The sequence below is a fragment of the Micromonospora sp. NPDC049044 genome (assembly GCF_040649215.1).
Lineage (GTDB): Bacteria > Actinomycetota > Actinomycetes > Mycobacteriales > Micromonosporaceae > Micromonospora.
Map to the genome: position 1 here is coordinate 51043 of NZ_JBEZFA010000014.1, position 19504 is coordinate 70546.

The 19504-nt window shown below is 69.2% G+C and carries 13 protein-coding genes; 4 read left to right on the top strand and 9 right to left on the bottom strand.

Annotated features, from left to right (window positions below; all coding sequences use genetic code 11):
* Nucleotides 1–41 precede the first annotated feature (41 nt).
* The 9 genes from AB0B85_RS14300 to AB0B85_RS14340 form a co-directional block, all read right to left on the bottom strand.
* Nucleotides 42–8399, bottom strand: a complete 8358-nt coding sequence (locus AB0B85_RS14300) for a hypothetical protein (protein WP_357407166.1) — start codon at nt 8397–8399, stop codon at nt 42–44.
* On the bottom strand, nt 8399–10636 hold the full coding sequence (locus tag AB0B85_RS14305) for a hypothetical protein (protein ID WP_357407168.1): 2238 nt from the start codon (nt 10634–10636) through the stop codon (nt 8399–8401). Before AB0B85_RS14305 ends, AB0B85_RS14300 begins: the two co-directional genes overlap by 1 nt.
* A gap of 315 nt (nt 10637–10951) precedes the next feature.
* Nucleotides 10952–12097, bottom strand: coding sequence for a hypothetical protein (locus AB0B85_RS14310; RefSeq protein ID WP_357407170.1), 1146 nt, complete (start codon nt 12095–12097; stop codon nt 10952–10954).
* Nucleotides 12094–12372: a sigma-70 family RNA polymerase sigma factor gene (locus tag AB0B85_RS14315; RefSeq protein ID WP_357407172.1), complete on the bottom strand. Its 279-nt coding sequence runs from the start codon at nt 12370–12372 to the stop codon at nt 12094–12096. Before AB0B85_RS14315 ends, AB0B85_RS14310 begins: the two co-directional genes overlap by 4 nt.
* Before the next feature lie 100 nt (nt 12373–12472).
* On the bottom strand, nt 12473–13294 hold the full coding sequence (locus AB0B85_RS14320) for a helix-turn-helix transcriptional regulator (RefSeq protein ID WP_357407174.1): 822 nt from the start codon (nt 13292–13294) through the stop codon (nt 12473–12475).
* A gap of 23 nt (nt 13295–13317) precedes the next feature.
* Nucleotides 13318–13815 (bottom strand): SRPBCC family protein, encoded by a 498-nt coding sequence (locus AB0B85_RS14325; protein ID WP_357407176.1) that lies wholly within the window; start codon nt 13813–13815, stop codon nt 13318–13320.
* A 476-nt stretch (nt 13816–14291) separates the two neighbouring features.
* Complete coding sequence (locus AB0B85_RS14330) at nt 14292–15050, bottom strand: MerR family transcriptional regulator (RefSeq protein ID WP_357407178.1); 759 nt, start codon at nt 15048–15050, stop codon at nt 14292–14294.
* A gap of 10 nt (nt 15051–15060) precedes the next feature.
* Nucleotides 15061–15912, bottom strand: coding sequence for a DUF2268 domain-containing putative Zn-dependent protease (locus tag AB0B85_RS14335; RefSeq protein WP_357407180.1), 852 nt, complete (start codon nt 15910–15912; stop codon nt 15061–15063).
* Between the two features lie 456 nt (nt 15913–16368).
* Entirely contained in the window at nt 16369–16707 is a 339-nt protein-coding gene (locus tag AB0B85_RS14340; protein WP_357407182.1) for a helix-turn-helix transcriptional regulator, read from the bottom strand.
* A 94-nt stretch (nt 16708–16801) separates the two neighbouring features.
* Here AB0B85_RS14340 and AB0B85_RS14345 point away from each other — a divergent pair, with 94 nt between their 5' ends.
* The 4 genes from AB0B85_RS14345 to AB0B85_RS14360 all read left to right on the top strand — a co-directional run bounded on the left by AB0B85_RS14345 (nt 16802) and on the right by AB0B85_RS14360 (nt 19278).
* Nucleotides 16802–17293, top strand: a complete 492-nt coding sequence (locus tag AB0B85_RS14345; protein WP_357407184.1) for an MFS transporter — start codon at nt 16802–16804, stop codon at nt 17291–17293.
* A 96-nt stretch (nt 17294–17389) separates the two neighbouring features.
* A complete protein-coding gene (locus AB0B85_RS14350; RefSeq protein ID WP_357407186.1) occupies nt 17390–17821 on the top strand; it encodes a hypothetical protein in 432 nt (143 codons plus the stop codon).
* Complete coding sequence (locus AB0B85_RS14355; RefSeq protein WP_357407188.1) at nt 17818–18852, top strand: LLM class flavin-dependent oxidoreductase; 1035 nt, start codon at nt 17818–17820, stop codon at nt 18850–18852. Before AB0B85_RS14350 ends, AB0B85_RS14355 begins: the two co-directional genes overlap by 4 nt.
* 183 nt (nt 18853–19035) lie before the next feature.
* Nucleotides 19036–19278, top strand: a complete 243-nt coding sequence (locus tag AB0B85_RS14360) for a hypothetical protein (RefSeq protein WP_357407190.1) — start codon at nt 19036–19038, stop codon at nt 19276–19278.
* Nucleotides 19279–19504: the final 226 nt, after the last annotated feature.

Sequence of the window (19504 nt, forward strand, 5' to 3'; positions counted from 1 at the left end):
TGGGGCGCACCCGCTGCCGGGCCGGCAGCGGGTGCGCCCGTTCAGCACTCGTAGACCGCCGCCAGCAGCCGCTCGAAGCGGACGCGTTCGGTGGTGGCCATGTCGCCCCTGAACGTCGTGAGTCCGTCGACCCAGATCTTCTTCTGGGCCGGGTTGAGTCGTCCACGGTTCTCGGCGATGAACTGCTCGGCGTCGTCGAACCGGCCGGCCTTGACGTGGCCGATGGCCGTGAGCAGGGAGACGGTGAAGTCGAAGTGAGGGTGCTCCGCCTGGTCCGCGCCCAGCCGGACCGCCTGGACCAGATCGATGAAGTCGCCGGTGACGCCGCCGGTCTCCCGTGGGTCCTTGAGCTTGCCCGCCTTGTCCTGCCGGCTGATCGCCTCCAGCAGCGCGCTCGGCCGCTGCTCCGGCGTCGACTCCTTGACCCGGACCACCACCGGCTCGTCCAGGCCGAAGCGCAGCAGCGGTTTGACCAGTGCGACGTTCATGCTGCCCGGGACCCGCTCGGCCATCGCGATGGCCTCGTCCAGGTGGGCCGGCGTCAGCAGGTCCGCCGAGCTCGACCGCAGCAGGTCGAACTGCTCGCGTACGCTCTTCGCACCCCACACCAGCGCACCGAACGCCTCAGACACCGGGCCGACGGTCGGCCGGGTGAGGCGGAGGGCGGTGTCCACCACGGCCGGGGTGATCTTGGCCCAGGTGGCGTCCGCCTCCCGGCCTGCGACCGCCCCGGGTGCGAATCCCTGGATCTTCCAGCTGTTCTCGAGGTTCAGCCCGCTCAGCCCGCCGGAAGTCTGGGGCACCTCGTACATGAGGGCGCCGCCGTACCTGCGCAGCAGCGGGACCAGGCTGTGCTTCCCGGCCCCCGCCCCGCTCTGCGACCTGCCGGGTGCCTCGTCGAGGGTCGGCCGGCCACGGGCCACCACGATGGGTGTCCGTCCGGCCTGGGCGAGCTGTTCCAGCCGTTCGTTCAGCCAGTCGAACACCTGCCGGTCCACCGCCGCGTCCCGCGCCGTGCCGAGCCACAGGAAGTACTGGTCCGGTCGCTGACGCGCGGCGCCCCGCAGGTCGTTCGGCGGCCGCGAGGTCCGGACACCGGGCACGGACATGTCACTGAGCACGTTCGGCGCGTCCTCGTACGGCCGCTCGATGCGGGCCAGAGAGTCCCGCAGCCACTCCGGCTCCGGGCTGAGGTCGCTGCCCTTCACGCGCAGGTCCGTGTCCGGTCCGGCGGCCCCGGGGTCCTGGACCGACGCACGCGAGGTCGATGAGGGCTGGGCGGCGGTGGTGCCGCTCAGGGCCTCGGTCGCCGTGCGGTATCCCGTGGAGATCTTCTGGTGGGTGTCCGAGACGATGCCGGTGCGCGACGCGGATGCCTCGCCCGACTCGTCCGCCCCGTCGTAGCCCGGGAACTCCTTCTTGCGTAGGTCGACGGGCACGACGGACCGGAGCGCCGCCGTGGGGATGCCCCAGTCGACGGCTTCCTCCTTCGTGACCACGATCTCGGCGCTGCCGGGCACCTTGACGCGGGCGTCGGTGCCCGGCAGCGTGACCTCGTACTCCAGCAGGGCGAAGACGAAGAAGACCGAGCTGTCCTTGCGCAGCCAGGCCCGGTGCTCGATCCAGGCGGTGTGGTCGATGCCGCTGGCCCGGCTCCGCTGGTAGCCGCCGGAGACCTGGACGCCGACCGACTGGGTGGGCGCTACCGGCCCGGTGACGGCGACGGTGACGGTTCCCTGTTCCCGCCGGGCCGAGACGTCGGTGTCGGCGACGAGATCGGTGCCGTGGTCGTAGTTCTCCTTCTCGGCCTTCTCCATGTAGTAGAGCTGGAGCACGTTGCTGAAACGTGCCTTCACGCGGAGGCCGCCCGGGCCGGGATTCAGCACCGAGCCGGGGATCGACACCGCGCTGAACCAGGCCCCCCGCTCGCTGAGCATGTCACCCAGGCTGGTCCGGATGGTCTCGAAATTGAGATGCCCGTCGGCGGCCGGCGCGTCCACCGCTTTCCCCACACCGGTGGAGACCACCGCCTGGTGAAGCTGCTTGACTCCGAGGACTCCCTCGATCAGCGCCCTGGGTGGCAGCGTCCTGTTGAGGCCGAACGTGATGGTCTGCTCGCGCGCTCCCAGGGGCGTCGTGCCCTCGGTGGGCACGCTGAGGACGTGCTCCTCCTCGACCGTGATCCTCGCGGAGCGGGGCCTGGCGTTCCGACTGTCGAACGCCTTCTTGAGCCGCGCTTTCGGGGAGGGCGGGGTGGTCTCCCTGATCGTCGCGTGGAACCGGACCATCTGGTTGAAGTCCGTCAGCTTGTTGGCTCGTAGCCCGGTCATGAAGAGCAGGTTCGAGCCACGCGTGTCGCTCTCCTCCTCGCCCCGGGTCTGAACGACGGCCCCTGAGCCCGCCGCGAAACCGCCGTCCAGGGTGTCCGGCCTACCCGTTCCGACGAGACTGCCGCCCACGGCGAGCATCTTCGTCGAGCGACGGCTGGCGTCGCGGTAGGCGTTGCTCCGTTCGTAGACCTTGATGCCGTCTCCGCCGGGGCGGCTGCCCCAAGCCGGTCCGACCAACTCAACCGAGATCGACAACTCGAAGAGCCGGCCGTCGGCCTTGAACCTCCAGAGCGCTCCCCCGTCACGCATCTTCGCCATGTACGGGCTCAGCCAGGACGGTAGCGCCCTGAGCTGGGCGGCCAGTCCTGGCGCCTGGAAGTCGGCAGCCGCTGCGGCCAGTCTCTCGCTCAGCTTCCCGTAGCCCGTCTGCTGGGCGGAATCCGGGTTTGCCGCCCCGTAGAGCAGCGGCCACATCACGGCCCAGGACAGGCCGTGCTGCAGACTGACCGGCGGCCGCAGCTCGGTGGTCAGCGCGCGGGCCGGCGACGGTGTCGACGTCGTAGCCGGGCTCGAATCGGGGAGGTGCTCCTCCAGCAGCGCGGCCCCGTCGAAGGCGTCCCGGTTGGCGATGACATCGGTCAGGAGCACATTGAGGATCACCTCCCCGAAGGTCTCGACGACGTGGTCGCCGACCTCGGCGCGGTTGACGACGACGGTACGCACGACCGCCATCTTCTTGTCCTGGTAGACGCCGCGGTAGCTGCCCACCGTCTGCACGCCCAGAGAGCCCGTCCCGTGCCCGGTCGACCGGGTCCCACTGATGCCGCCCACCACCAGCTCGTTGCCGAGGGCCGACGAGTTCTCCTTACCCCCGAAGGCGCCGCCGGAGAAGCCCAACTCGCGTAGCTCCTCCACGCCCTCCTCGCGGCCCACCTGACTCTCGAGGAGCTGCTGAGTGTAGGGGAACCAGACCTTGACGATCTCCGGGCGACCGACCGGACGGACGGACAGGCCCACCAACTGCTTCCCGACCGGGATCGTCGCCCCGGCGGCGAGCGCCCTCAGCAGGTTGCTCCGGTAGACGGCACGGTTCAGCCCGTTCCAGACGGCGACCGCCGGCAGGCCGGCCGGTTTTCCGATCAGTTTCTCCTGCAGCTTCCCGACGCCTTGGGCGCCGAGGGTGTTGTAGACCGATGCCCCCATCTCGGTCAGCACCGAACGCAGGTGCGGATCGTTGTGGAGACCTGCCGGCGGGTCGCTGTCGAGCATGATCCGCGCCGGCGACTCGTCGGAGGGAGGGACGAAGCGGCGCGGTGGTGGGGCCGGTGTGGTGGCGTCGTCGTTGAGGGTATCCGGTTGCAGGATCGTCGCTGTCGCGTCGACCGTCCCGGCCGGCGCCACGGACTTCCCGTCGCGCAGGGCCACCCACCTCCACCGGATGCCCACCTCGAAGATCGGGCTGGGCATCTTCTGGCCGTCCGTGTCGGACGTCAGCGCGGTGGACTGGGTGTCGCCGGCCTTGTTCTTGTTCGTCCACGTGCCCTGGGCACCCGCCTGCCCCTGCCAGAAGCTGCGCAGCTCGTTTCCGCCGACTCCGCCGTACCCGGAGAGATCCTTGACCTTGCCCTTGGCGCGCTTGGCGGTCATGGTGTCGATGCTCGTGTGGCCGACCTGCACCTGCTTGTCGCTCTCGGCGACGAAGGTGGTGCGTCCGGTGGTCTCGGCCGACACTCCGATGGTGAGGGTGCGGGTGGGCGAGACCGGGTGCTTGGGGTGCGAGAAGACCCAGGCGACGCCCGGTTGCCGCGGGTCGATGTTCAGCACGTAGTCGGCGCCGGCGCGCAGGGACCGTTCGGACAGCTTGTTGATGAGCAGTTCCCAGTTCGCGTACTCCACGCCGGCCTTGTTGACGTCCGCGCCGGTCACCGACAAGCCCTGCAACGTGTCCCACGGTGTGCCGCCCCGCACACCCGCCGCGGCCTTCGGCAGGTACCCCTCGGTGACCATGAGCGCGGCGATCTGGTTGTAGAGCTCCCGCACACCACCCAGGTTCTTGACGAAGTCCATCGTCGGTCCCCAGTCGGGGCCCGGGGTCCACCACTTCGGCGTGGGCTTCGCCGCGGCAGGCGCCACGGCGGAGGACGACGCCGCCGCGCCACTGGTTTCGCCGGAGGCACCCACCGGGTCGGTGAGGGCCAACGCGGCCAGCTCGTCCTTACGCACCATGAAGTGCGCGAAACCATCGACGTCGATCGGCCCGGGGTCGGTGACCACACCGTCGCGCTCGTGGTGGAGATCCAACCGGACCGTGAAGTCGGCCAGCGCGACCTGCAGTTCACCGACGACCCGCTCGGCCCGCGTCAGCAGGGCCCGGTGATGGCGGATGAGTTGATCCCCGTTCTGCCAGCTGAGCTGGCCGCGGCCACCGAGGCGGAGGTACCGCTCGAGCATCCGGAACGCCATCGTCAGCGTTCCGCGGTGCGTCAACTGGGTGTCCTCGCTGAGCAGGGTCTTGGCCACCACGGCCTGCACCCGGTCGAACCGGGTCTCCCCGCTTCCACTCACCTCGCTGACCTTCGCCACCGACGTGACCGGCTGGGCCCGATCACCGGCGGTGAGGCTCAGACTCAACCGCCTACCCTCGGCCTGCAGGCTCACGCGGAACACCTGCTGGTAGGTGCGGTCCGCACCGGGCCGCAGGATGTCGCCGAGATGGAGGGCGATCTGGTCGTTGGCCAGGTACGCCTCGGCGTACGGCTTCCAGAAGGCGTAATCCTCGGGGGTGAGCGCCCTCTGCACCTGGCTGAGCACCGCGTCGGAGAGCTGCACGCGCGAGACCCCGTGATCCAGCTTCCAGACCGGGAACTGCTCAGGCCTGCTGACGGCCACCGGTTGCAGATAGCCGGGGTCAGTCTTGTCCGCCAGCGCGGGAAGACGGCTCTCCTTGAGAGAGTAGGGCAATTGGAACTCCGCCACCGCATAGCGCACGTTGTCCACGCGCAACGCGCCGTCCGCGTCCCGGAAGGTGAGCTCCCGCCACCTCCCGGTCCCGCGCGCCTGCACTCGCAACGCCCAGTTGACCGGCAGGTTCACCCAGCCCAGGGGTTCCTTGATCCGTAGCTGCTGGAATTCGGCGGGGGCGTGGGCGCTGAGCTCCCGCTGACCCCGGCCCGCCCCTCGGCCGAGGGTGGCCACCAGGTCGATCCGGGCGCCGCTGAGCGCTTCCGCCTGCCCGAGCGCGGCTCGGTAGATCAACCCGCCGTCGTAGCTGTGCGCCCTCGCCCACGTGTACCAGGACGCCAGGTCGTGGTAGCCATAGATCCGCAGCTCCTGCTTGCCCTTGAACCGGTTGCTGTTCTCCGCGCCGGGAAGGCTGTCCGCATCCACCGCCGGCCCGCTTACCGGCACGGCCCACAATCGGATGTCGTAGGTGTTGCCGCCGACGGTGACCTCCAGCGCCGCACCGTCGTCGAGTACCTGACCGAACAGCGAGGCCAGTTTGCGCTGGACGACCTCCTCGGTGACCTGCCCTCCGCCGAACGGCACCGCCTGGTTGATCCAGGCGGTCAGGTCCGCCACGAACGGCATCTCGCCGATGGCGTGGAAGGCGCTGACCATCCGGCTGCGGTCGGTCCTCGCATCCGGCACACCGTTCGGGTTCTGCGGGTCGGGGCGGTGCCCCGGCGGCTCGGCCTTCCACCTCGAGGTCGCCTGCTCGGTGAGCCACTGCCGCGCCCGCTGGTCCTCGGACTTGTCCTTGCTGGTGAGGGGGAGGCGTCGGGGCATGCCGCGCACCATGGCGGCCAGGTCGCGCAGCTCGGCCGCGCCCACCTCGCCCTCGGTGCCGAGCAGTCCGAGCGCCATCTGCCGGTAGTCGGACAGGCCCGTGTAGTGGCGGTTGTCCGGGGCGTAGAGCCGCCGCCGCACCGCGACAAGGGTGGTGACGTCCTGCGTGCCGACCGTCGTCACGCTCGTCGACGGCGGGGTGGCCTGCGCGGTCGACGCCCCTGCCGCCGGGCCCAGCGGCGCGAGTGCGATGGCCCCGGCCAGATCCGCCGGCTGGGCCGGCGCCGTCGACGCGGCCGAGGTGCCCAGTCCCAGCTCCGCCAGCAGTGCGTCGCGCTCGGCGTTGCGTTCTTCGAGCGAGTCCGCCTGGCCCGGTCCGCTGCGGATCTTCCTGGTGTGGCGGGCGTTGACCCTCGTGCGGGCGCCTTCCAGCCCGGGCAGCTTCGTCGTGATGATCTTCTGGACCGTCTGCACCAGCACCGGGTGCTTGTTCCGCCAGGCGTGACGGGCGCTGTCCTCATCTGCGGCCCGCTGCACATTCGACCAGTTCAGGGCCGTTCCGTCACCGAGCTTGTGGTGGAGTAGGTCCCGCAGGGCCTGCACCGGGATCGGCCCGTGCGGTCGGGCACGGTCATTGGCCTTCCCGTACCGCCGGTAGGCGGCATCGATCACCTGGTTGAGCGCTTCCAGGTTCGCCGGCGTCGGGTCGAAGGCCCCGCCTTCCGTGACCAGGACCGCGCCGAGTTCGCGCAACTCGAGCCTGCGGTCGGACCGCGCCAGGTCCTGATCCGGTGCCGCCGCCGGCCACAGTGCCGCCACGGCATCGTCGATCTCGGTGATCCACGGGGCGGAGGGGCGGGACGCGAGTCGTTGACGCAGCCGGTCGAAGCCGGCACGTCGGGTCAGCCCTTCCATCGTGACCGCCTGACCGTTGCTGGTCAGGTCGGTGACGTGCCGGTCCAGCTCCTGCATGTGCTCGTGGGTCACGGCCGACACCGCCGGGTCGAAAGCCGTTCTGACGATCGGCAGGAACTGCGCCTCGCCGGGATCCTCCGGCTTGAGACCCAGCGCGCTCGTCTCGATCAGGAAGTCCCGGTACAACACGCTCTGGAGCAGGCGCCGGGTACGCGACGCGTCCTGGCCCTGCGACGTCTGACCGGTGAGGGCCTGCGCCTTGTCCCGGGCCTCGTCCTGCCAGCGCCGGACGTCCTTGAAGGACGACGTGAGCAGGGCCTGGCTGAGGGGCCGCTCCGGCAGTTCACCGTTGTTCCTGGCGTCGTCGACCAGTTCCCTGAGTTCCTGCAGTGCCCGCTCGGTCTGCTGCACTTCGGGATTGTCCGCGGAGAGCTGCCGCTCGGCCTGGTCGAGTCGCACCTGGAGGACGGGGAGCATGGCTTCGACGTAGAGCAGGTCGGCGATCGTTTCGGGTCCGGGTGCGGACGACTGCTCCGGCGACGCGGGTGTCTGCGCCGGGTCGAGGGTTCGAGTGGCGACCGGAAGGGACACGGCCAGGGACTTCGGACGCCGGGGCAGCGGTCCCGACACCGCCAGACCCCAGCTGTACATCGTCGCGGTCACGTCGCGGGTGTGTCCGGAGGCGGTGGCGGTGACCTTCGCCTGCTGCCCGGGTGCGAGGCCGTCGAGATGCGTCATCAGCTCGGCGTAGCCGCCGACGGTCACCGGTGCGGCGAGTTCGGCCGCCGGTTCCGCGGTCCGGTTCGGCAGCGTGTCGACCACCGCACGGGGTACGCCGATCTCGACGTTGCCCGAGGCCAGCCGCAGCTGGCCGCGCATCGCCGGATAGTTGTTCAGTGTGCGCGTGTCCACGGCCGTTGTGACATCGCTCAGCAGGTGCTGCTCCGGGATCACCCGGACACCTGTCACGGCGGCCGGGCCGGCGACCGCGCGCTCGCGGTTGATGGGCAGGAACCGGTCGTCGGCCGCGTCGATCAGGTCGGCGCGTTCCGGCAGGTCGAGGTACACGCCGAGGCCGTTGGCGACGGACAGCGCCTCGGCGCGGCTGATCGTCGCGGCGCGCTGCGGGGGAAGGCTCACCGACAGGCGGGCGGCCGTCGTCGGCTCATGGCGCTCCAGTACCGCCCGGACCCGGACCGACCCCAGTGCGTCCACGGGCAGGTGCACCTGCACGAGACCGTCGATCCGCGGTGCGTCCCGCACGTGCGCGGGCGCCGGGGTGCCGGCGGGACCGAGCTGGAGGAAGAGGCCGGAGAAGACCGGCGTGTAACCGTCGAGGCAGATGGGCGGAGCGGAAGCGGGGGGCATCACACACCAGCCTTGTCGTAGCAGGCGTTGACCCGGTCCTGCATGCTCCTGATCTGCGCTTGGTGGGCCTGGAACGCCGGCACGATGATGTTGGCGATGATGCCGTGCAGGTAGGCACGATGGAGGCCGGTCAGGCAGTCGGTGACCTTGAGCCGGTCGCGCCAGTCGGCGCCGGTCCTGTCAACTGCCACGATGTCGGCGATCGCCTCCACCACGGCGGCGAGCGCGCGGAAGATCTCGGGCTGGCCCGGACGGCGGCCCGCCCGATCCTGCTCCAACTCGTCCTTGGCCCCCACCACGACACTGGCGTCGGTGATGTAGAACTGTGTCTTGTCGACATCTCGCACGGCCTGCATCAGCTCCCGCACCCACAGCAGGTCCATGACATGGTCACCGACCTCCTGGCCGAGGCGGGCGGCGTCCACGCGGCGCCTGGTGAGGTAGCCGAGCGGCAGCGTGGAGTCGACCGTGCGGGTGTACGGTTCGACCGCCTCCATCAGCCAGGCGTGCTGCGGTTCCAGCGGACGCGCGTCGCTCCCGGCCCGGCTGCCCTGCGCACGCAGGTCCTGCTGGATCAGGACCCGGAAAGCCCCAGTGGTCCGATCCGGACGGTAGAAGGGACTCTTCTCGATCGGCCCGTTGCCGAACCGGGAGGTCCGCTTGCCGTTGGCCACCCTCGCCGACTCCAGGTCGGTCAGCTCCCGCAGGACTTGCAGGTTGCGCAGCTCGGCCGAGAACTTTTTCAGGTACTTCTCCGCGGCCTTCCACGTCGGCTGGGTGACGAAGTCCGACACCAGTTGCGAGGGACTGGCCATCTGCGAAAGGGCGAGGGCCACGGCCCGGGCGAACGCACCGTCGGTGAGGTTGCGGTACAGCTCCCGGTAGGCCGACCGGCCCCCCTGCACGTCCCAGCCCTTCCCGAGCCCGGTCATCGTCGGGTGCACCAACGACCGGCCGTGCTGGTCGGCCACGATGAACTCCAGTTCGGCGTTGCCTTCCGTGCCGACCACCAGGCTGATCGCCGGGTTCTTCGCCAGGGTGTGGTGCAGGCTCTCGGCGGTCAACTCGTCGAGAGTGGTGCCGTGCCCGCTGCGCGGGCCGCGACGGACCTCGACCAGAATGCTCGGGCCGTCGTGGTGGTCGAGATCCGCCATGATCTTCTCGGTCGTGGCGGACGGCCGGTCCGGGCCGAGCAGGATCGTGTTGCCCCGCCGGCGGGCGTTGGCCGACACCCGAGGTGTCCACACCGGCTCGGCCGGCAGTTCCGGCCGGTACGGCACTCCCCCGGACCTGACGAGCACGAACTCGCTGTGTGGGTGCTCCAGGACGGCGGCCTGCCGGTCGACCGCCCCGTCCAGGACCACCGCGGCGACTGGCTGGGTTCCGTCAGTCCACCGCAACTGCCCGGCGTCGTCCGTCAGCACCCAGAACGACCCGGGCGTAGGAGACCCGGAAGAAGCGTGCACCAGCGCGGCGGCCGCCCGGCCCGACTCGAACTCCCGCAGCACGTTCGCCAGAGGCATGGGCATCGAGTTCAGGCCGAGGGCGTCATTCAGGCGCGGCCGAGACAGCGGGCTCGTGGAGGCGAGCAGTTCCGCGATGGACAGGTGAGGAAGCTCGCCGAAGGTCGCGTAGTACACGCCGGCCAAGGGCGAGAGATCGCCCATCAGGAACCCGTCACCGCCGGCAGTGTGGCGCCCACCGGTCGCGGAATGGCTGACGAGCTTGGCCAGGGAGGGTGGCTGGTCCCCCGTGACCAACTCGGCAAGCTGTCGATGGTTCGCCGCCAGCGCCTCGGGCAGCAGACGGTAAACGTTGGCCGACCGGCCGGTCGTACCCGGCGCCTGCGTCGATTCGATCGGCACGAGACGGGCCTCCAGGCCCGCTGACACGCCCTCCTCGACGGCACTTCCCGACACGGCCAGCACGATGCCCAACCCGTCCTGCACCCGAACTGTGCTGTCCAGATCGAGCAGCCCGGAGGCCCCGGGCTGGAACGGGACCACCACCAGCCGGCCGTCGGCGGCCACCAGATCGTGCAGATAGGCGCGGAGGCTAGTGGAGGTGAGGGCCGACACGGGAATGAGCAGTGCGACGTCACCCGGCGTGATGCTCTGCCGGGCCAGGTCGTACACCAGATCGTCGTGCACCTTCGAGCCCGAGCCGGCCTGTTGGTACAGGAACATGCTGGGCCCGGCAATGGTGAACAGTTCAGGGCACTCCGCTAGCACTCCCACGCCGTGTCTCCTCCGCTCCGCCGCTCAAGGTCGACGGTCGTCCTGCCGCAGGGACGCCAGCAAGTCCTCTCTTCACACGACACCGGGACGCGACCCTCGATCAGTGGCAGGGGCGCGAAGGGATTCCGGGCCAGCCGATGCGGTCGGCGGAGGCGCCCAGCCGGGCGAAGCGTCGAAGGTGCGCAGGCGGGGGGAAACCGCATCGCAACGTCGGCGGTGTCCCCCCGCCCTGCGCCCAGCGACCGTCTGCGCGGTCAGCGTCACGCCGCCGAAACCGAGCCCACGGTCGTCGACGGTGTGTGGGGGGGTCCCGGCCTACAGGTCGGCCGTCGTCACGCGGGAGGATTCGTACGTCGTGGTGGCCGGGGGGAGGTCCGGCACGGTGGAGACGTGCTTGACCAGCATGCCGGTCTTGGCGTCGATGGTCAGCACCTCGCTGCCCTGGCCGCCGAACACCTCGGGGCCGGCGGTGATCGTCAGCGTGGCCTTGCCGTGGGTGGTCGAGTTCTCGACGTTGACCGCGGAGATGGTGGACAGCAGACGCAGCACACCGGCCCGGACCTGCGTGTTGCCGTCGCCGGCGGACGGCGCTTGGGTGCTGTACGTCCACAGGGCGTTGTCGAAGTGCCGCTCAACGGCCTCGGGGCTGTACGGCTTCGGCGCGGCGTTGCCACCCTTCTGCTTGATGATCACCTGGGCGGCCGCCTGCTGCCTGTCCCACTCCGCCTTCTGCGCAACGGAGTCGAGGCCCACCAGCGGGTCCTTTGCTGCCTTGAGCATCTGGGTCCGGCCGTCGGCCGGGCTGCTGTCCGCCGCGGCGACGGCCGCCTTGAGCAGCGGAGCGTAGCCGCCGTCGTTCATCTGGTCCTGGTGACGCGCGATCGCACGCTTGATGTCCCGCACGCTGTTGCCCGTGTAGATCGCGTGATCGTCGGTGTACAGCGTGTAGACGACCTGCATGGTCTTGGTGCCGTTGACCTGCGTCGCCTTCACCAGCCACGCGTCGCCCCCGGACGGGGCGACAGTCGTGATGGACCCGGCCAGGGTCATCAGCGGCGCACGCTCGGCCGACTCGTCGACAGTGGTCGAGCCCGAGCTGGCAGCTGCCGAATCCTTGCCGGCCTCCATGCCCCCGGTCGCCGACGAAGAGAGCACCACGGCGACGACTGCCGCCGCGGCGGCGACCCCCACCCCGGCGCCGATGCCCAATCGGCCCGCGATACCGATCCCGCGGCGGCGCTGAACCGCCGGGATGGATTCGCGGTCCCGCGTGGTAGTCGTGGTTTCCATGGTTGGCGTCGCCTCCATAGTCGTGTCCTCCGCTGATTTCGCGCCCAGCAGCCGGACGGTTCCGGGGTCGGCCATCGCCGCCCGCAGCACCGCTCGCGCCCGCTGATACGCCTCCGGGCGTAGTGGTTCTGCGCTGCCCAAGGCACCGACCAGATCGAGTTCGTCGGTCATCGGTGTCTCTCCCTCGCGCTGTTGCGGTCCTTCAGAAGCGCGGACACCCCTGGCGCGTCGCGCAACGCCGTCCTGGCCTGGCTCAGCAGCCGCCGTGCGGTGCCGGCCGGTATGCCAAGTGCCCGTGCGGCGTCGGCTGCCGTCAGGTCCTCCCAGGCGACGAGCCTCAGGACCTCCCGCTCTTCGGGCTTGAGCCGCATCAGGGCCGACCGGAGCACCGCCCGGGCGTCCACGCCGAGGTCCACCGCCGACCACGGATCCGATCCGACAGCCACGTCCGGCACCTCCGCGACCAGGTCCTCCGCACCTGGTTGCCTTCGCAGGCGTCGCGTACACCTGGCTGTTGCCAGCCTGGCTCCCTGGGTGGCTCGGTCGTCAGCGAGCCTCGCTGAGCCGTGACGCACGCAGGAGGTCGAGCTGGTCGGCGCCGCTGGTTCCCGGGGCTGCCGTGTAGGTGACGATGCGCAGGTCGACGCCGGGCACGGTCAGCACGTCGCAGTCCAGAGTGATGTCACCCAGCTGGGGATGGCTGATCGTCTTGAGATCACCGATGAGCTGTCCCATGCCCGCCACCGACCACAGCTCGCCGAAGAACGGTGAGGCCGCCCGCAAACCGTCCACGAGCGCCGCCAGTTCCGGATCGGCCGGGTAGCGGGACACTGTTTCGCGCAGGTCCGCGACGATCGCGGTCTCGAAAGCGTACGGTCCGGCTGCCGAGGTGACCGGGCGCGGTTGCCAGCGGTCCTCGCCTGTGCCGAAGAGGGCGCGGGCGAGGTTGCGTTCGGCGGGCGGCAGACCGGACGGATCGCCGTGCAAAGCCGTCCACATGTCGTTCCACCACAGCAGGCTCCAGTCAGCGGCGAACACGCCGATCGGGAGATTGCCGAGGCGGTCGACGAGGCGGCGGATGCTCGGCGGCACGTTGGTGCCGACGGTCTGGTCGCGGGGCGCGAGCAGGCCCGCGGCGCGGAAGAGCTGGTCGCGTTCGGCAGGGGAGAGCCGCAGGGCGCGGGCCAGGGCCGAGACCACTTGGGCGGACGGGTTGATGGCCCGGCTCTGCTCCAGCCGCAGCACGTACTCCTGGGAAAGGCCGGCGAGCTCGGCGAGCTCCTCGCGGCGCAGGCCGGGCGCGCGCCGGCGAGCTGATCGGGCGTAGCCGGCATCGGCCGGGTCGAGGCGGTCGCGCCAGCCGCGCACCAGGGCACCGAAGCTCAGATCGCTCATTCCCCCATGGTCGCACCGGGCGTGCCCTGCACCACGGTCACCGTCCGGGCGAGCGCGGCGCGCATGTAGCGGGTCCAGAGCGGTTTGAACGGCCCGGCGACGATCCAGCGGCGGCCAGGCAGCGGCTGGAAGTCGTAGGTCCACCGAATCGACGTGCCAGTGCCGTGGGGAAGGAACGACCACTCGCCACGCACCCCGGAGACCAGCTTGGCCAGCACGTTGGTGAAGCCGCTGAGCTCGTAGGCAAACCCGTGTCCGTCCACGACCTCGGTGAGCCGCTCGTCGGCTTTGGAGCCGTCGGTGAACCAGGTCTGTCGCGAGGTCCCCGGCCTGTCCCAGGCACCGGTCTGGTCACGCACCTCCGCGACGCCGGGGAACGGTCCCCACGGCTTGAACACCTGGGTCAGGTCGATCGGCACGATGACCCGGTGGGTATGGGCGGGGCTGGACGTCGTACGTGCGAAGACGGTGATCGGAACGCTCTTTCTCGTCATGCCACCAGCATCACGGGCCGCGCCCGCCCGGGGCAGACACCTGTCAGTACATACCCTCAAGGTCTCGCCGTGCAGCCTTCCGTACTGCGGTTGGGCATGGGTCTCCGGCGAAACCCACACCCCGCCCCCGGTGCTCAGGCGTGCCGCGGGGCTCGACGAGCATGGCCGCCGCTTGTCGTGCGTAACGGTGCGCGCTGCAGTGGATCTCAGCGCGCACCGTGGGGTAATGGTTCGTGTCCGAGGAGCGACACGACCCTTTCCCGCACCGCCGTTGACGCTCAGCGCAAGTCTGAAGCTCGCGCAAGCCTAGCTGTGGTGGTGATTTCCTCGGGCACGCCGAAGAGGTCACCATCCTGAACTGCCCGGTCAGGGTGTCGGCTCCGCCTGAAAACTGACCCGTGGGTCCGGGTGAGCTGAAACGCGTGGTCAACCGCCAGGCCCTCACCGAAGACGAGCCCGGAGTATCACCACACGAGCTACATCCGGGTACGCGCGTACGTGTGCAGCGCGTCGCGGACGAACGTCGCCCCCGCCTCGTCGTCGTACATGGCGGCGAAGCGAGGGTCGTCGACGAACATGTCCCCAATGCCGTTCACCATCTCGATTGAGCGCTCCCGGTCGCCCTCAGCGGTGGGGGTCCCCGGGATCTGGCTCAGCCACTGAACGTGCCGGGCAGCCAGTGACTGAGCGTGTTCCGATGCCGGCGAATCCCCGGCCTTCACCGCGGCGATCCATGCGGCAACGAGGTCTTCGGTGTCATGCTTCCAGGCCCGCTGCTGGTCGAGACTCTTGCCATGCCACCAGTTGTTGCTCACTTGGAACGCGCGCTCGCCCCAACGTGAGATCACCTCGTCCTTGTAGTGGTCGTTGAACCCCGCCAACAAGACATCCATCCGCGGTTCCACCCCTGCCTGTATGGCCTCCAGCGTTTGACGCGCAGAGTGGATCTGCTGTTCGATGCGGACCCGTTCCTCTTCCAACGCGGCAATGTGGGCGCGGAGTCCGTCGAGTGAGTCCACCTCCTCGGCCAAAACTTCGGCGATGGCTGGCAAGCCCATGCCGAGCCGACGCATGAGGAGGATCCGCTGAAGCCGGGCGACCGCGACGGGGTTGTAGTAGCGGTACCCGTTCGCGCCGACCCGGGATGGGGCCAAGAGCCCGAAACTGTCGTAGTGACGCAGAGTCCGGCTGGTGATGCCAGCCCTCGCCGCGAGCTCCTGGATCGTCCACTCCATTGTTCCACTGTCACCCGCGGCACAGCGTGGTCGCGATGATCTCCGAGGCGTCGGCGAGCAGGGCCTGCGCCGCCGTCTGCCCGGTCACCGCCAGGTAGGTGTCGACCAGCCGGTTGCCTGCGGCGTACCCCGCGCCCATCGGCAATCCCACCGGGTCGACGCCGAGATGCTCCGCGCCGGGGTCGCCGTGCACCCAGGCGGTGAAGTTCTGCATGCCTGTCACGTCGAGCCCGGTGAGCACCTTGGCAAAGACCTCGTCGTCGTGCAGGTGCGGCACGCCGATGCGGGCGAAGCCAAGCTCGTCGCCGTAGAGCTGTCGGGCGAAGGCGTCGGCCAAGCCCTCGCCGACGATGTGCTCGCCGACCGTGACGGTCATCGGGTCCCACACGACCCCGCCCGGGCTCCAACGCAGGTTGTGATTGAGCTCGTGCACGGCGGTGGCCTCCAGCCGTTCCACGTTCTCGGGGAAGGGCCAGAACGTGATGGCGATGTTGCCCGAGATGCCGCCGAACCCGGTCAATCCTTGGCAGGGACCCATGAAGTGTTCGTCAGCCGGATCGCCGAGGACGAACAGCACGGTGATGTCCGGGGCCTCCAGCCCCGGCGTCGCATCCAGCAGTACGGCGAGAGCATTGTCGAGCGCGCGTTGCATCCGCTCCCAGGCCCCGGCCGCCGCCAGGGTCTCGAGCGCGTCGAGGCAACGCTCCTCGTCGCGGTCAATGGGGAACCCGGACGATTGGAGGTGTACGGCCACCAGATCGAGCTCGCCTGGGTGGTAGCGGTACATGCCCGCGTTCGCCTCCAGCATCGAACGCAGCAGGTCAACGCGGTCCGCAACCGGGGCCAGCAGGATCTGCCGCATGGCGGAGTAGGTGTCAAGAACAGTGATCGACATGACCCCGATGCTAGAAGTTGACGCAGCGTCAAGGTCAACCCAGCGGCGTTCCTCGTCGAGGTGCAGCCGGGCGTGCCCGTTACTTCTTGGTCGTCCCCAGCCGGGGACGCTCGGTCGCCCGGCCCGGTATGACTTCCTGCCCCTGTCGTTCGGATGATCCGAGGGTGTTGTCGCCGGGTCGGGTGGCGTCGTCGGACCGCTGATAGGGACACGGCCACCGTGTTGGGGTAGGTCTCTTCGTAACGTGGCTGCCGGCAGTCCGACGCCTGATTGCGGCCGAGGCCACGATGCGATGCGTGGAGGCGGGTCTGGTGCGCGCCGGCTGGACGAGGTCCAGAGTAGCCGCAGCTGTAGCACTCGCGGTGCTTGCCCCGTTGAGTGCCCTAGGCCACGCCGCACAGGTTAAAAGTCAGGTTAGTTCGCTCATGGCTTGGTCTCGGCCCGTTGCCGGGTCCGACTGTGCTCTGCCGCCAGGAGGTCCAGCAGCCCGGGAAAACGGGCGTCGATGTCGGCGCGTCGCAGCCTGATGCCCTTCCGGTTGCCGTAGTTGAAGTCCCGGATCAGGCCGCTGGCACGCAGGGTCTTGAAGTGGTACGTCGACGTCTGCTTGGAGACGGGCAGGCCGAAGGAGTGGCAGGTCCGCTCGGGGTCGCTCCGGTCAGCGGCGAGCTCGGCGATGACCCGCCGACGGTGAGGATCAGCCAGCGCCTGGAGGATCGAACCCAGATCCAGGTCTGCTGTCGCAGGGTGTGTCGTCTCCATCACGTGGCCTTTCCTGAGGTACGACTTGCATCGTACCTCAGCTCCATGCTCTTCTTTGGTACGAAAAATTTCGTACCTACGAGAGGTGTCAATCGTGGCTTCACCCAGGCCGACCAAGGCGAACTTGGTCCTGCCCATTGTCCTGCTGGCAATCTTCGTGATGCCGATCAGCATCGCTGGCACCGCCCTGACTCTCACCGCAGTCGCGGAGGACCTGGGGGATTCGCCCGCAGGGCTGCAGTGGGTCGTCAACGGCTTCAACCTCTCGGTGACGCTTGGGACCCTCGCGTGGGGGGCGGTCGCCGGGCGGCTCGGCTACCGGCGGGTCTTCGCCGTCGGCAACGCCGTCATGGTCGCCGGTTCCGTGCTGAGCTTCACCGCCCCGAACCTGCTGATCTTGGACATCGGCCGCGTGCTGGCGGGTGTCGGCGCCGCGGCGATCGTCACCGGAGGGTCGGCACTGATCTCGCACGCCTTCACGGGCAAGGCCCGAGCCCGGGCGTTCGCGCTGCTCGGTACGACCATCGGCGTCGGGTTGGCGGCCGCCCCCACCATCGCGGGCCTCCTGGTTTCCGCGGTCGGCTAGCGTGGCATCTTCGCCCTCCTCGGTGGCGTCTCGTTGCTGATGTTGTTGGCCACAGGGTTCCTGCCCACGTCGGAGACGGTCAAGGAGCCGGGCAGGGTGAAGATTCTGGACTTCTCGCCGCTGCCGTTGGCGGTGCTGATCGTGCCGATGCTGCTGCTCGGCTTCGGCTGGGGGCTGCCGGTGGGTCTCATCGATGGTGAGGCTCTTGCCGCCGTCCGACCGGCGGCCGCCGGTGCCGCCGCCGGGGTGTTGAACTTCGCGCGGTTGGGCAGCGAGACGCTCGCCGTCGCCGGGTTCACGGCCGCGCTGAGCAGCCTGCTGGTCGGTGCGACAGGCGATACCGCTCTCGCCTACAGCGCAGCGGCCGGAGGTCCCGGTGCCGCCGCCCCCTACGCGGACACCTTCCGGCTACTAATGGTGATCTTGGCGGTGGTGACCACCGCGATCTCGGTGTGGGTGATGCTGCTGCAGCGCGCGCAGCATCGTGCCGCCTCTCGTATCGACGAACTGGCGGTGGAACAGGCATGAACAAGCGCATCGGATTTCTGAGCTTCGGCCATTACGGACGAATCCCGGGCACCAGCACACCGACCGCGCGGGACGCTCTCACGCAGACCGTGGAGCTGGCCGTCGCCGCCGAGGAACTCGGCATCGACGGCGCCTGGATCCGCGTTCACCACTTCCAGCGGCAGTTCGCGAGTCCGTGGCCACTGCTGGCGGCGATGGGCGCGCGCACACGGCGCATCGAACTCGGCACCGGCGTCATCGACATGCGCTACGAGAACCCGCTCGCGATGGCGGAGCAGTCCGCTGCGGCGGATCTGATCAGCGGCGGCCGGCTCCAGCTCGGCATCAGCCGGGGATCGCAGGAACCCGCCCTGCGCGGGTACGAGTCTTTCGGGCACTTCGCGCCGGAGGGCGGAACGGACGCCGACTTGGCCCGGGAGCACGCGGCCCGCTACCGGACCGCGATCGGCGGAGGCTCGGTCGCCTTCACCGATCCGAAGGCTACCGGCGTCCGAGCCGGACTCGCCGTCCAACCACACTCGGAAGGGTTGAGCCAACGGATCTGGTGGGGCTCATCCACCCGCTCCAGTGCCCGATGGGCTGGCGAACAGGGAATGAACCTGATGAGCAGCACCCTGCTGTCCGAGGACACCGGCATTCCGTTCGCCGAAGCCCAGGCAGAACAGATCGACGTCTTTCGCAGCGCCTGGCGGCATGCGGGACACACTGGTGAGCCTCGGGTCTCCGTAGCCCGCTCGGTCCTGCCCATCACCACGGAGCGCGACCGTCAGATGTTCGGCGCCGACATGGTCCACAGTGCGCAGGAACAGGTGGGTGTGCTCGGCGGTGCTGTTTCACGATTCGGCAAGAGCTTCATCGGCGAACCCGACAGAATCGCCCAGGAGTTGAGCGACGACGCAGCCGTGCGGGCTGCCGACACGCTGCTGCTCACGATCCCCAACCAACTCGGAGTCGACGAAAACCTGCGACTACTCACCACCATCGCCCAGACCATCGCTCCGGCCATCGGATGGCAGCCCTCTACCAAGTGACCTGAGCTCCACCCCCAGTTCAAAGGCCGTCTCCGCTAGTCGGAGACGGCCTTTCCCAATCTTGCCCGGCAGTGGACCCGGCCGAGAGATACTCGCCAATCCGCGCTACACGGGCCGGCAGGTCTGGAACCGGCAACCCGCGCACAACGGCACCGACGCCGCTGCGGACCCTGCGGACGAAGGATGGAATCTCACTGGATCAATCAACGCCCCGGCTACCGATGCCGCCACGGCCACACCAGCACCCAAGCGCCCACCAACCGCCGACGCAAGATCCTCTACCTCAGGGAGGACCACATCATCGCCCGATTCGCCGCCCACCCCCGCCTCCCCGGCGGCATCGAGACTCCACACGACCTGGTCGCACTCCTGCGCAGGAGGAAGATCACCATCGTCTGCGACCAGGAGCACTGCACACCACCATGAAAGAATCCGCGCAGGTCAACCTGCGCGGATCATCATCAATTTGTGGTAATTATGTGTCCGAGGGCGACCCAACCCATTGCCCCACCGCCGATGACGCTCACCGCAACTCTAAAGCTCACGCAAGTCTAGCTGTGGTGGTGACTTCTTCGGCCGAAGAGGTCACCGTTCAGGAGGCCCTACTCAGAGTTTCGCCGTTGGTATCTGGGTCTCAGCTCGCGGGATCCAT